Genomic DNA, 14,200 nt, shown 5'->3' on the forward strand with positions numbered 1-14,200 from the left:
TGGAATCTACCGGATGGAGGCCGTCCCACCACGTCCGATGTCACAGGCGACCCGGCCAGAGCACGACCAAGTGGCTTCCCACCCACACTGAGGGTGTACCCCCCTACCCGCTGAGGCCAGCCTCGTCCATCCGCCGCGTGAGGTCCTGCCTGCGAGCATTCTCTTGGCTCGTGCTCATGGTCGTGATGTACGATTCGGAGGCCCGCCTGCCTGCAGGAATCTGCGGTTCCCGTGCATCAGCCGTCCACGCAGCGACCGCACAGGTGGCAACACTGCTGGCGAGCGTCGATCGGGGGAGGCATGAAACTGAGGCCAGGGGCTTTCGTTGAGTCCGAAGAGAACGTCTTCGGGGCAGGCAAGCTGGTCGAGTTCGATGGTCGCAGCGCGAGTATCGAGTACTTCGTCTCGCCGGCTTCCAACGCGAGGAAGGTGGTGCAGGTCGACATCACGAGCCTGAGTCCCGCCGCGCTCAATGCCCAAAGCCGGGTCTTCTGTTGGGATGAGGCTCGTGCGATCTGGCGTGCCGCCCGGCTGCTTGAGGCTGCGCCCAGTTCCGACTCCGGGGAGGACTACTACCGCGTCGCCTTTCCCAACAAGCACGAGGCAGAGTTCCCCCTCTCCAACCTGTTTCTTCGCTGGAAGCACCCCGTCGAGGACCCGACCGACTGGCTCGCCGCCACCCTCACGGAAACCCCTTATTGGCATGAGCGCAGGGCCCGCTTCATTCGCTTCGTGACCGAGCACCGCTCTCGCTTCGGCGGCCTCTCCGGGCTGGCCTCCTCGAGCGTCGATCTCCACCGCCACCAGGTTGCCGTGGTGCGCCGCGTCCTACGCGACCCCGTGCAGCGCTTCCTCCTGGCGGACGAGGTGGGCCTCGGCAAGACCATCGAGGCCGGCATCATCCTCCGCCAGTACTTCCTCGATCATCCCCTCGACGCCAGCGCGCTCATCGTCGTACCCGAACATCTGGTCGAGCAATGGCGCACCGAACTCCAGGGTAGGTTCCACTTGGGCGACGCGCTCGACGAGCAGATCCAGGTGGTCGCCTCCAACAAGCTCTCGGAAACGGAGCTCCCCGCCGGGCTCGGGATGCTCATCATCGACGAGGCGCACCAAGCCGCCCGGTTGGCCTACGCCCCCCAACGCCGGCAACGGGCGGTCTACGAGGTGCTCGAGAAGCTGGCGCGCAAGATTCCGCGCGTTCTGCTGCTGTCGGCCACGCCCCTACTGCACAACGAGGATGGATTCCTGGCCATGCTCCACCTGCTCGACCCCCAGGTGCATCGCCTAGAGGGTCGCGAGCGGTTCCACAAGCTGGTGGCCAGCCGTCAGGAGATCGCCGAACACCTCCAGTCCCTGCAAGACGATGTCGCCGAACTGTTCCTGGAAGGGACGCTCGACGGACTGGCACAGCTCGCTCCCGAGGACCCGCGCCTGCGCGATCTCATCGACGGCATCCGCCCTCTGGTCAGCGAGGACGAAAGCAGCGAGGAGCGCATCTCCGCCATCCGAGCCCTTCGCGCGCACATCGGGGAAACGTACCGCATCGACCGGCGCTTGCTGCGCACTCGCCGGGATTCCGAGCACGTCGCCAGTGACCTGCCCCTGCGCACGGGAGCCGAGCGGGTCTCTCACCCGTGTGACGCCAGGGCCACGGCCTCCAGGCTCCTCGACGAGTGGCAGGAGCGGGCCTCGTTCCACGTCCGTTCCACGGGAGAGCCCGCGTTCGAGGGAGAGCTCCAGCGGCTCTTCACACGGCTGGTGGAGGCCTTCCTGTCCCACCCGTCTGTGCTCCGCGAGCGCTTCACCGAGCGCGGCCACGCCCTGGATAAGGGCACCCGCCCCGCCTTCGACTCGGAGCGCGAGTGGCTGAGCAACGCGGAAGAACTGCTCGAGTTCCTGCTCGAGCGCGATCCGCGGCTCGATGCGTTGCTGAAGCTAGTGGCCGCGCAGAAGGCCCGGAAGCATCGCGCGGTGATCTTCGTCGACGAGCCATGGGTCGCGGATCGCGTTCATGCCGTGCTCTCGGCGCGTGCCGGCGGCAAGGTCCTGCGCGCCCCCTTCGAGCCCAACACCGACGCGGGGGTCATCGCCATCATCTGTGATCGGCACGCCGAGGAAGGCCTCAACCTCCAAGGAGAGAAGGCTGTGGTCATCCACTACGACCTGCCCCTCTCGCCGAACCGGCTTGAGCAGCGTATCGGCCGCATCGATCGCATCGGAGCCCGCGGCAAGGTGGGTTCCATCCTCCTGCTGTCGCCCACGCGGTGGGAGGAGGCATGGGCCACCTGCCTGCAGGAGGCGGTGGATGTCTTCTCAAGCTCGGTGGCGCCGCTGCAGTACGTGCTCGAGGAGCACATGCGCTCGCTGACCACGGGCCTGCTCCATGACGGCACCGCGGCGATCGAACAGGCCGCTGCCCGGATGAGCGACGAGGAGAATGGACTGGAGCACGAGCTCAAGCGCATCCGCGCGCAGGAGGCATTGGATTCGACGGATCCGGCCGAGCTTGAGGACGGCTTCTCCTTCGATGACCTGGAAGAGCACGACCTTGATGACGACGCCGTGCTCGAGCCCATGCGGGCCTGGGCGGCCGAGGCGCTGCAATTCGAATTCCGGCCGGAGCATGGCGATCCCAGGTTCTTCCGTTACGCCTATGCGCACCGGCATGGCGGGTCCAACACCCTCATTCCGGTGATGGAGCTCATCTCGTCGCTCGGCCAGACCATTGAGGGGAGCGCTCGCGGTGGCGAGTGGCGTACCTACAAGATGACCGCGAGCCGGAACGCCGCCGCCCGCGCCTGCTCCCCGCTGCTGCGGATGGGGCACCCCTTCCTGGACGGGCTCACGGACTTGGCGCGCAACGACGACCGGGGCATCGCCTGGGCGCTCTGGCGCTGCATCCCCGGCTACCAGACGAATGCGGTGAGCGATGTCTTCTTCCGCTTCGACTTCATGGTCGAAGTGGATGTGGGCCCCGCCCTTGAGATCCTCTCGTCGTTCGGGGAAGCCACGCACGCGGTTCGCCGCCGGGCTGACGAGGCCTTTCCTCCGATCTTCCGGACCGTCTGGGTCGACCAGGACGGAGAGCCCGTTCAGTCTCCGGAAGTGCGCGCCCAGATCGAGGACAGCTACCACCAGGAATCCCGGGGTGGCACGGACTACAACCTCAACCCCGCGCGCTGGGAGGTGGTGTCCGACATGGGCCTGCTCGCCACGTGGGAGGACACGTGCCGGGCCGCCCGCAGGCGGGCCGAGGCCCTGCTCACCGCCGATGTCGACCTGAGCCGGTTGACCGAGACACATGCCGAACGACTCGAGCGGCACACGGCCATGGCCGCAGCCCGGCTCTCCAGCCGTCTGGCCCACCTGAAGGAAGGCACCTCCCACAAGGCCGAGCAGCGCCACCTGGAGTTCGAGAACCGGCTCGCCGCGGCGCTAGCCCGGGGCATCCGTCAGCCCCGCATCTGGCCCGACTCAGTCGGTGCCGTGTTCCTCTCCGGCCAGAATCCGTTCCAGCCCCGATGAGTTACTTCCACACCCTCCAGTCGCTCCTGGCCAGATGGCCGGACGAGCCCATCCCCGAGGAGCCCTTCGAGGATGCCATCCACGACAGGCTCCGGATCGCGCTCCTCGGCCTTCGGGAGGAGCGGACCGGTCCCGGCGATCTCGCCGGGCTGATCCGCCATGTGCTCGCCCGACAGGCGGCGCTGGGCGGCCCGGGACAGGCTCCCTACTTCGCCGTGCCCCGTGCACCCGAATGGCCGGACAGGGCGACCTGGAGCGCGTTCGGAATGGAGATCGTCTCGGAGGCTCCGGACCGTTTCAAGGTCCGCGCCCTGCCGTGGCACCCGGGCTGGCTCGGCAGTCCCGAATCGGACCCCACGGCCGACGCACTCGCGGAGCGGCCGCGGCGGCGCGACGCCACGTCCCCGATGGATCCCGCCATCACGGACCTGCTCGCTCGATCACCCCGGACGTCGAGGACCTACGCGTCTCCCGGGCAGCGGCAGGCCATCCGCGCGGGCTTCCTCATGGCGCCGGGCGCCACGCTGCTGGTGAACCTGCCCACCGGCGCGGGCAAAAGCCTCGTCTTCCAGTCGCTCGCGCTGGCGGCCCGGGCGCGGGGGCAGATGACCGTCGTCATCGTCCCCACCGTGGCGCTGGCCAAACATCAGGCGCAGCGTTTCGCCAGCTTAGTGGGCGAGGACGCGGGCGATATCGAGTATGCCTACCACGGAGGACTCGGCCAGGAAGCCCGGCGGCTCTTCCGGCAGAGGATCCGAACGGGCGAGCAGCCCATCGTCTTCACCTCACCCGAAGCGGCGGTGGGCATGCTCCGCTCGGCGCTGTTCGAGGCAGCGCGTGGCAACAGGCTCGCCCATCTCATCGTGGACGAGGCGCACCTCATCGCGGAATGGGGCGCGGACTTCCGCCCCGAGTTCCAGCTGCTCTCGGGGCTGCGGAACGGACTACGGACCGAGAGTTCCGAGCGGTTGCGCACCGTGCTGGCCACGGCGACGCTGACCGAGGACACTTGGTCGACGTTGCATCTTCTGTTCGGGGAGATGGACATCGTCTCGGCCGTCCACCTCCGCCCGGAGCCGAGCCATTGGATCCACCGCGCCCAGGACGAGGCGGACCGGGAGGCGCGGCTCTCGGAGGTCGTGCGCCGCATCCCCCGCCCATTCATCCTCTACACCACGCGCCGTGAGGATGCCGCCAACTGGGAGCAGCGGATCCGCGCGATGGGGATGTGGCGTGTGGCCTGTGTTCGCGGAGGCGATCTCTCCACGGAAGAGGGCACGCGCCTGCTGGAGCGGTGGGAGCGGAGAGAGATCGATGCGGTGGTCGCCACTTCGGCATTCGGCCTGGGGGTGGACCAGTCGGACGTGAGAACCGTCCTCCACGCCTGCGTGCCCGAGACGGTCGATCGGTACTACCAGGAGGTCGGCCGCGCGGGACGCGACGGCAAGGCCTCCTTCGCCCTGATGCTGTACATCGACGAGGATCTGCGGGTCGCGCAGCAGATCGCGGACGAGCGGATCATCGGTGTCGAGAAGGGATTGGAGCGCTGGAAGGCGATGTGGCTGCGACGCGAGCCGGTCGCCGGCCGCGAGGATGTCTTCCTGGTGCCCCTGAATGCGCGGGCCAAGCACGTCACCGGCGACTCGCGAGAGAACCAAGCGTGGAACCGCCGCACACTCACCCTGATGGCCCGGCTCCGGCTGCTGGGGCTCGATGCGGTCGAGCCGCCCTTCCTCGAGCCTGCGGAGCACGAGAGCGAAGCCGACTTCGAGCGGCGCTGGCGCGACACGTTGAACAGCTTCTCCCTGAAAAGCGCCGTGAAGCTTCGCGAGAGCGGGCACCAACTGGAGGGGGTGTGGAGCCAGAGGCGTTCCTCCATGGTGCAGAACGGTGAGGCGCTGGCGGAGATGAAGCAGGTGCTCTCGGGCCAGCACACGCTCGCCTCCCTCTTCAACCGCACCTACACGCTGCACGAGCTCGGCATCTTCCCGGAAGGCTCGGCCGGAGACTGCCCGGTCACGCGGAGGCAGCACCGGGTCTCCCACGACTATGTCATCCCCCAGGCCGCGCCCCCCCGCCGGGTGGCCAACGTGTTCGACCGGGCGCAAGGGAAGGGCACTCCGCCCACCGGCCTGTTCATCGTCTCCTACCCGAGGCCGGAGGACCGGCAGGCCCTGAGCACCTGGCGCCGCAAGGTCATTGACCTGCTCGGCGTGCTGGCCGCCCGCGGGTTCCTTGAGGTCGCCACGGGACAGCTGCTGGCGGAACAGAAGGAAGCCCGGGAACTCTGGCGCAAGTCCCCCTTGCGCTTCCTTATCCACCGGGACATCGGAGAGGAGGACGCACCGTCGGGCGAGCCCCTCGTGCGCAGGGTCAGCGTCATCGAGCCCCAGGAGGAGCGGAAGCCTTCCCTCTCATACCTGCTCTCGCTCGAGCGGCCGGCTCACATCCTGGTGCTTCCGAATGATGTCCTTGAGCCCAACGGCCGAGGCAGGCGGCTCGTCGATCTGCTTGAGCACATGTCCCTAGATCTCTTTCTCCGAAGGCTTGACTGATGGGTCTCCTCAATCGTCCCAGTGATGGACAGCTGAGTGTTCTGCTCGCGTTCCGCCGTGCGTTGCTCCTCCGCGGCCCGCTTCCCAGACAGGAACTGCTCGACCTGTGTGCGCCCAGGACGCTCTGGGCCTCGGCGCAGCCCGGTGACGACGAAAAGAAGGATGAGGCAAACAAGAAGGAGCAGTACCAAGCGAGGATCACGCTGACACGCTGGCTTGAGATCGGTTTCTTCATTCAGGAGGAGAACGAGGAGCAGACCATCTCCCTGGCTCCCGCTTTCAAGCAACCCGGCCTCGACTCGAAGGATCCGGCCCCCTTGCGAACGGCGCTCCGCCGGCTCGTGTTCTCCCCCGCGAACAACCCGCAGATCCTCGCGGAGGAGCGGGATTCGGAGGTCGCAGGCCGGTGCGCCGACCTCACCCGTGGGGCGTGCTGGGTGCTCGCCCAGAATTCGTACGCCTTCCCTGGCGGCAAGTGGTCCGACGTCGACGAACTCATCAAGGAGCAGGTCTCCACCCGGCCGATGCCCATCCAAAACGACACACGCTGGTATGCGTACCGTGACGACTACGCGCCCTTCCTCGGGTTGGGTTGGCAGAGCCCCCTGCCAGGAGTAGGGGCCAGGTTGATCTCCGATCCCACGGAGGCCGTGCTCGATGAGCTTCCAGGCACTTTCGAAGGCACTCGCGAACTCCCCATCGGCCGTTTCCTGGAACGGCTCGCCGAGCGGTTGCCAGTCATCGACGGTGGTACCTACCGCCAGCAGATAGAAGAACATCTCCGCAAGAAGGACGTGTGGATGCCTCACGCGTCCCACGAAGTCTCCACCAGCCTCTCCCGAGCGCTCATCCGTCTGGAGGAGTCGGGAGTGATCCAACTGCCCACCCGCTCCGATGCACCGGAGGAGAAGGTGCTGCTCGGCCGGGACAACGCCCCCTTCCAGCGGGTTTCCCACGTGGTGTGGACGAGGGCCGCATGAGCATGAAATCCCTCCTGCCCTACTGGCCGACGCTTGAGAGCGTCAAGGCGTGCATCTCCGCCGAGGCGGAAACGAGCAGCAACGCCATCTTCCTCGCCGCCCACCAGCCGATGAAGTTCGAATGCAAGCGCGAGGGAGGTGGCCAGGAGACCGAGCTCCGCGATGAGCGAGCACTGCTCGAGGCCTTCATGGAGGAGGCCCCACCGGAAGGCCGGGTCATCCTGCCCATCGTCGGAAGCTCGGGAGTCGGTAAGTCCCATGTCATCCGCTGGCTCGACGTCCAGTTGCAGAGGCATCCCCGGCGCGAGCACCTGCACATCATCCGCATTCCGAAGGGCTCCAGCCTCAAGGGCGTGCTTCGCCTGATTCTGGATGGGCTCTCGGGACCCGCCTACGCCCCCTTCCGCAAGAAGCTGAACGAGGCCCACGAGCAGCTCGATCCCGAACTGGCGGCGAAGATGCTGCTGACGAACCTGCGGCACCTGTTGGTGAAGGCATCCGCTGCGGCCACCGAACGGCTGGCGTCGAATCGTTCGCAGGATCCGGAACACGACAAGCTGATTAAGGCCTTCGGTGCCCCACGTGCCCTGCCCGCCTTCCTCGGGGATCCTACCCTCGAAACCGAGCTCTTCCTCGGCACCGCGGACGAGCCGGGAATAGTCTCCCGTCTGGCGGAGCATGTCACCCGGGAGGGAGGCTCCGACGTCGACCAGCGGGCCCACCAGTTCGAAGTTTCGGACTTCAGGGTTCGCAACGAGCTCGTGGAGCCGATGAATGCCCAGGCGAAGGAATTCTACAAACTGATCGCCAGGGAAGGAGACCAGCGCCGGGCCCAGGCCGCACGCCTACTCAATGAGCTCCTCGATCAGGCCAAGCAGGAATTGCTCCGGATGGGCGACAACACCCTGACGGAGCTGTTCGTGGACGTCCGTGCCCAGCTCTTCGCGGAGCAGAAAGAACTCATCCTCCTGGTGGAGGATTTCGCCGTGCTGTCCGGCCTGCAGGGGGCACTCCTCGACGTGATGATTCGCGAGGCGCACCGGGACGGCAGGCAGGTGCTGTGCACCATCCGCAGCGCGCTGGCCTACACCGAAGGCTACTTGATGAAGGCCACGGTCCGTACCCGCGCCCGCATCGAGTGGCGCATCCCCGAGAAGGACAATGACGTGGTCAGCCGCGCCGTGGAGCTTGTGGGCGGGTACCTCAACGCCGCCCGCCTCGGCCGGGACCATCTCACGGCCCGCTTCAACACCCGCGCTGCGGGCTCGGGGGGTGAGTGGTCGGCCGGATGGGTCCCCCGCTTCGAGCACGAGATCGACGAGCCAGGAGCACGGGTGATCGAGGCGTTTGGCACGTCCACGCAGGGCCATTCCCTCTTCCCCTTCAACCGCACGACGATCGAGCGGCTCGTGGCCACGGGCTCGCTGGGGGCGGATGGACGTCCCCTGTTCAACCCGCGCAACATCATCAACAACGTCCTGCGCGAGACGCTCGGGTACCGCCCGGAGTTCGAGCGCGGAGAGTTTCCGGCGGAGACGTTCGGCACCACGGAGGCGCTCTCGGGTGACATGCTCGCGGAGATCCGGCGCCTCCAGCCGGTTCATTGGAAGCGGTACGCCCGCGTGGTCGCCTATTGGGGAACGGCTCCCCAGGTCTTCCAGGCCTTCGGTCTGGCCGCGCTCAGCCACGGGGGTTCCATCCGTGTCGAGGGGCCCACGGTCACATCCCCGGCGGAGCCCGTCGGGCCCAAGCCGTCCAAGCCGCCCAAGGCCAGCACCAGCGCGCCGCTTTCCAAGCTCCAGGAGTGGGACCAGAAACTCACCGAGTGGCATCGCGGCAAGAGTCTTTCCCAGGGCGACGCTCGCGACCTGCGCAACTGGATCGCCCACCGGGTGATGGCGTTCATCCCCTGGTCCCTGCACAGCCTGCAATCTCCCTGGGATACCGCCAAAGTCGCCGACAAGCTCTTCCTACCGGGAGGCTCGACCGCGGAGACCACCGAAGCCAATGCGCTGTTCGTGGTCTGCACGCAACGTGAACGGGAAGACGAGCAGGCATCCCTCGGCATCCGCAATGCGCTGTTGGCCATCGTCCGTCACGAAGAGTACGGGCGGGAGTGGAACTACGAGGGAGCGGAGCGCGACAGCGTCCGCGTGGCCCAGTTCCTGACGGATCGCGTCGCCAGAACGCTCGATGCCGCCCGGGAGCAGGCGGACGAGTTCATCACCCCGATGGTGGAAGTCCTGCTCGTGGGAGCGCGTTGTCTGGGAGCCAGGGTCGGCCCGACCTCGGACCGGACAGCGCTGGTGGAAGCCCTGTTTGAGAAGCTCACGCCACCCGCGCCCGGGACCAATACCCAGCGGCTCGACTGGCGCAGGTGGGACTCGACACTCGAGAAGAGCGCCAGTCTGCGCGAACAGACCCCGACCCGTCCGTCGGCCCGGGACATCCTGCTGCAGCAGGTGGGCGCCAGACAGGGCGAGGGAAAGGACGTGCACGCCCTGGATGTTGTGCGCCTCATTCCAGCACTGGAATCGGTCAAGAAGAGCTGGAGCGTCACCTCGCAGGTGAAGGCCCCCTCGAACTCGAAGGCGCTGCGTGTGCTCGCGAACGACGTCTCCACCCTGAAGACGGAACTCCAGCCTGCGGCGAAGAAGATGTCGGAGGACCTGCTCGAGCTGCGCCGGGCGAGCTTGGCCTTTCTGGGCCAAACGTTCGACAGGGACGAGGTTCGGACCGTCTTCAGTGAGCTCGTCGAGTCCACCGCAGCCCTGGGCGTGGTGCAGGGCATCGACCCGTCGACACTTCGCGAGGCCATCAAGTCCTTCTACGACAGCCCGGTAAAGGGGGTGCTCGATCAACTCGCCCGCCTGGAGACGGAGAAGGCTCCGGGACAGACGCTCGGGGTGCTCGCGCAGCTCGACCGACCGGCCCTCCTCGTCATTGAAAGATTCATCGAACAGTTGACCGCCTTCCTGAAGAACGCCGGCGCGGCCATCAAGTCGAATCTGGACGCTAGTGGCCCGGACCCCATCGAGACCGCACGGAACGCGCTCGTGGAAGAGCTCGAGACCATCGGACGACATCTGCGCGGCCTGCGGGAGACCTCATGAACAACGCCGTCACACTCGCCCGGGACTTGCGGCAGCAGGCCGAGCGGCTCAAGAACCGCCAGTCGGACGAAGCCCAGGCACAACATTTCGAGAAGCGGCGGAAGGAGTTGGTGGAGTTCCGGGAAGCCCTGGAGCAATTCGCGATTCCTGCGGGCGTGCTCCTGCACGACGAGCGCCTGTCCCCCGAAAGCCTCCCCGACGGCACGGAGCTCGATGACCTGCTGTCGAAGCTCCTGCTCAAGGCCCGCCAGGACGCACCGGAAGACTTCACCAAGGGCAGCGACTACTCCCGGTTCCGCAAACGGCTTGAGGTCTTTAACACCGCGTTGACGGGCATCGTCGATGAGGCATGGAAGGCCTTCCTGGCGGAGCTCCCCCAGGTCAACGAGAAGCTGCTCGAGGACATCGCCACCATCCCCGGACAGGAGCCGTCGGTGAGGCGGGTCCGGCAGCTCAAGAGCGAGCTGCTGGCCGCCACCGTCCGGACCCCTCGAACGAATGGCGAGCTCAAAGCCATTCTCGAGCGAGCGGAGGCGCTACGCGCCGGACTCGCGGACCTCAGCGATACGCACTACCCCCCGGCGGTGCGCCAGTTCCTCCGGGCCGCCCAACAGCCTGGAGGCGCGGCGCTCGGGCTCTTCACGGACGAGGTGCGCAAGTGGCTCGATAGCCGGGGGCTGCTCGACCGGATCCGTCTGCGGTGGATCGAGGGCGCCGGGGTGAAGAGGCCATGAGCCTGGATGAATCGCAGAGCCAAGGGCTCGACTTCCTGGGCGAGCTTGAGCGGGCTGAGGCCGCCCTGCTGTCCTGGGGCATCGTCGATGGATTCTTCGCCCAGGACGAGCTCCTGGAGCGGGCCTCGCGATTCCTCAAGCGCTCGGAGCCGCCCGCCTTCGAGGATCCCCAGGACCTCCTCGACTGGCTCGAGAACGAGCGCCTGCTGTGGCCCGTCCACGGCGAGGAGGGACGCTACCGCACGCGCATGGCGGAGACGCTCCGGCTGATGGCGAGGCTGCGGCAGATCTTCGCCGACAAGCCCGACAGGCCCGCCGCGCGGTGGCGCACCGGGAAGAACCTGGTCGCGGACTTCCGCGTGCTATTGCGTCCACGCTCGTTCCCCAAGCGCCGGTTCACCCCTCAGGATGTGCTCGCGGCCCTTCAGAGCACCGCGCTCGACGCCCGCCAGGTGACCGTGGTGAAGGCACTGCTGCGGGCCAGTTCCGAGGAGCCCTTGAAGCTGGCGCAGTTCCAGCTCACCGCGACGAAGGACGTACTGAGCCAGCGCGTCTCCAGCAAGCGCTCGTTCGGCACCATCGTCTGCGCGGGCACCGGCAGCGGCAAGACGTTGGCCTTCTACCTGCCCGCCTTCTCCGCCATGGCCCGATGGCTGGGCGGTCAGCCGTGGACCAAGTGCCTGGCCCTCTACCCTCGCAACGAACTGCTCAAGGACCAGTTGCGCGAGGCGCTCGGGCAGGCGCAGCGGGTCAACGCGGTCCTGCCAGCGGGCATCCGGCTGTCCATTGGCGTCCTGTACGGCGACGTTCCCAAAACGGCCAGGGATCTGCTCGACGGCTCGCCCCAAAAGAGGAAGCAGTTCGATGCATGGGATCAGATCGGAGACAAGGCACTCCGCTGCCCCTTGAGCGACTGTCCCCGTTGCAACCGGCGGCTCCTGTGGCGGCTGGAGGACATCCAGAAGGGTATCGAACGGCTCTCGTGCGAATCGAAGTCATGCGACTTCAAGGTGGGGCCCGACGAAGTACGCCTTACGCGCGAGAGCCTCTCGCGGAGCCCACCGGACCTGCTGTTCACCACCACGGAGATGGTGAACCAGCGGATGGCCACCTCGATGGGCAAGCTGTTCGGGTTCAAGCAGCCCGAACACCAACGTCCACGCCTTGTCCTGCTCGACGAGGTGCACACCTACGAGGGAGTTCACGGCGCCCAGGTCGCCCTGCTGCTGCGCCGCTGGCAGAAGCTCACCCACGCCCGGCCCCACTTCGTGGGTCTCTCCGCGACCCTGGCCGATGCGGAACGCTTCTTCGCGGACCTGGTCGGTGTACGGCGAACGGATGTCGTCGCGGTCAGTCCGGACGAGTCCGAGCTGGAGCCCGAGGGCATGGAGTACCAGGTGGCCGTACGAGGAGATCCCGTCTCCGGCGCGAGCCTCCTGTCGACCTCCATCCAGACCCTCATGCTCATGCGCCGCATGCTTGAGCCGAACGACGTCTCGCGCCCGGCCTACGGCAAGAAGGTCTTCGCCTTCACCGACAACCTCGACGTCAACAACCGCCTCTTCTTCGATACGCTCGACGCGGAGGGGTGGAAACGCCCGGGCCTGCCGGATCCCAAGAAGCCGTGGGGCTCGTTGGCCACCCTTCGCGCGCGCGAGCACGCCGACCATGGCGCGAGGCTGGCCCAGGGCCAGTCATGGGTGGCCGCCGAGTGGATCGGCCACTCGCTGTCCGCGGGAGCGCGTGCCGCCGTCGACCGGGTGAGTTCCCTGGATCGCGGCATCAACCGGAGCGCGGAGATCGTCGTGGCCACCTCGTCGCTTGAGGTCGGGTTCGACGATCCGGAAGTCGGAGCCGTGGTGCAGCACAAGGCGCCGCGCAGCGGGGCCTCCTTCCTGCAGCGAAAAGGGCGAGCCGGCCGGCGCCGGGAGATGCGGCCCTGGACCGTCGTCGCCCTCACTGATTTCGGACGTGATCGGCTCGCCTACCAAGCCTACGAGCAGATCTTCTCCCCCGTTCTGACGCCCAGGCACCTGCCCATTGGCAACCGGCATGTCTTGAAGATGCAGGCCACGTACACCCTGCTCGACTGGGTAGCGGCCGTCACTTCGGCCGACAGCAAGCCAATGGATGCCTGGAGCGTCCTCTCTGCCCCCACCCAGGAACCCTACGGCGAACGCCGGACGGCAGCCGCCAGGTTACTCCGCGGGGTGCTCGAGAACCCGGCCGACCGGGCCCGCTTCACCCGCTATCTCCAGGAAGCACTGGGGCTCGATGAGTCCACGCTCCAGTCGGTACTCTGGGAGCCGCCCCGGGCCCTGCTCACCTCGGTCATCCCGACGTGCCTCCGCCGGCTCGAGCGCAACTGGAAGCTCGCCCCTCCCGAAAGGCCGGAGGCACATGAGCCCTACACCCCACGCGCACCACTTCCGGAATTCATCCCCCGGGCGCTCTTCGGCGATCTGAACGTGCCCGAAGTGCAGATCGTTCTGAACAACGCGTTCCGGCGGCGCGAGGAGTGGATGCCCGTGGCCCAGGCCCTTCGCGAGTTCGCTCCGGGGCGCGTGTCACACCGCTTCAGCATCCAGCACCACAACCAACGCAACTGGGTGCGACTGCCGGAGGTGGATGACGCGCTCTGGCTCGACGACTTCTGCAAGCCGGAGTACGCCACCGAGATTGGCCGTTTCGAAGTGCCAGGAAGCGAGCACAAGGAACCGGTCGCCGTCATCCGGCCGCTGCAGATGAACACGGTGGAACCGCCGGAGGAGATCCTGTCGACCTCCAACGCCTTTCCCGTCTGGTGCACCACGCTGCGCACCTCAGCCGAGGGGCACGGGTTGAACTTGCCCCGGGGCTCAAGGTGGCTGACGCTGATCGACGCGCTCCGTCTGCATACCCACGCGTTGTCCGAGCCCGTTGAGCTCATCCGCTTCACCCCGGAAGTCAACGTCTCCTTGAAGATGAAGGGTGGAGAGAGCTCCGAGCGGGTGGTGTCCTTCAAGCGGCGGGTGGGCCAGGAAGGCCACGAGCCTGTCACGTTGGGCTTCAACGCGGATGTCGACGCGCTGGCGATCGATCCGCGCTTCCCTGACTCGCTCGTCGAGCCCTGCACCGCCGACCCGGGGCTGCTGCGCGCACTGCGCCCGGCGTTGTTCCGCCAGCGGCTCCAGGACGATTCGCGGCTCGATGGCATCGCCAACCGATTCCAGCGGGACTGGCTCGCCGACGCCTGCTTCTCGGCCTTGGCGAGCGAGGCCCTCGATGCCGGAATCTTCCTGGAAGAGGCA

General features: G+C 67.0%; 6 protein-coding genes. All 6 read left to right on the forward strand.

Annotation, left to right across the window (positions count from 1 at the left end):
* The first annotated feature begins 300 nt into the window (after window positions 1-300).
* On the forward strand, window positions 301-3,528 hold the full coding sequence (gene dpdE / locus VF697_RS41880) for a protein DpdE (RefSeq protein WP_331104146.1): 3,228 nt from the start codon (window positions 301-303) through the stop codon (window positions 3,526-3,528).
* Entirely contained in the window at window positions 3,525-6,083 is a 2,559-nt protein-coding gene (dpdF, locus tag VF697_RS41885) for a protein DpdF (protein WP_331104148.1), read from the forward strand. The genes dpdE and dpdF overlap by 4 nt, the downstream gene beginning before the upstream one ends.
* Window positions 6,083-7,063, forward strand: a complete 981-nt coding sequence (gene dpdG, locus VF697_RS41890) for a protein DpdG (RefSeq protein ID WP_331104150.1) — start codon at window positions 6,083-6,085, stop codon at window positions 7,061-7,063. Before dpdF ends, dpdG begins: the two co-directional genes overlap by 1 nt.
* A 2-nt stretch (window positions 7,064-7,065) precedes the next feature.
* Entirely contained in the window at window positions 7,066-10,176 is a 3,111-nt protein-coding gene (gene dpdH / locus VF697_RS41895) for a protein DpdH (RefSeq protein WP_331104156.1), read from the forward strand.
* Window positions 10,173-10,910, forward strand: a complete 738-nt coding sequence (locus tag VF697_RS41900) for a hypothetical protein (RefSeq protein ID WP_331104152.1) — start codon at window positions 10,173-10,175, stop codon at window positions 10,908-10,910. The genes dpdH and VF697_RS41900 overlap by 4 nt, the downstream gene beginning before the upstream one ends.
* Window positions 10,907-14,200 (forward strand): protein DpdJ (dpdJ, locus tag VF697_RS41905; protein WP_331104154.1); only part of this gene is annotated, 3,294 nt, incomplete at its 3' end. The genes VF697_RS41900 and dpdJ, both read left to right, overlap by 4 nt.

Source organism: Archangium sp. (assembly GCF_036388035.1).
In the GTDB taxonomy this organism is placed as follows: domain Bacteria; phylum Myxococcota; class Myxococcia; order Myxococcales; family Myxococcaceae; genus Archangium.

What these genes read in the sequence shown, in the direction of transcription:
- dpdH (WP_331104156.1), top strand. Translation starts at nt 7,066, where the DNA reads ATGAAATCCCTCCTGCCCTACTGGCCGACGCTTGAGAGCGTCAAGGCG.
- dpdF (WP_331104148.1), top strand. Translation starts at nt 3,525, where the DNA reads ATGAGTTACTTCCACACCCTCCAGTCGCTCCTGGCCAGATGGCCGGAC.
- dpdE (WP_331104146.1), top strand. Translation starts at nt 301, where the DNA reads ATGAAACTGAGGCCAGGGGCTTTCGTTGAGTCCGAAGAGAACGTCTTC.
- VF697_RS41900 (WP_331104152.1), top strand. Translation starts at nt 10,173, where the DNA reads ATGAACAACGCCGTCACACTCGCCCGGGACTTGCGGCAGCAGGCCGAG.
- dpdG (WP_331104150.1), top strand. Translation starts at nt 6,083, where the DNA reads ATGGGTCTCCTCAATCGTCCCAGTGATGGACAGCTGAGTGTTCTGCTC.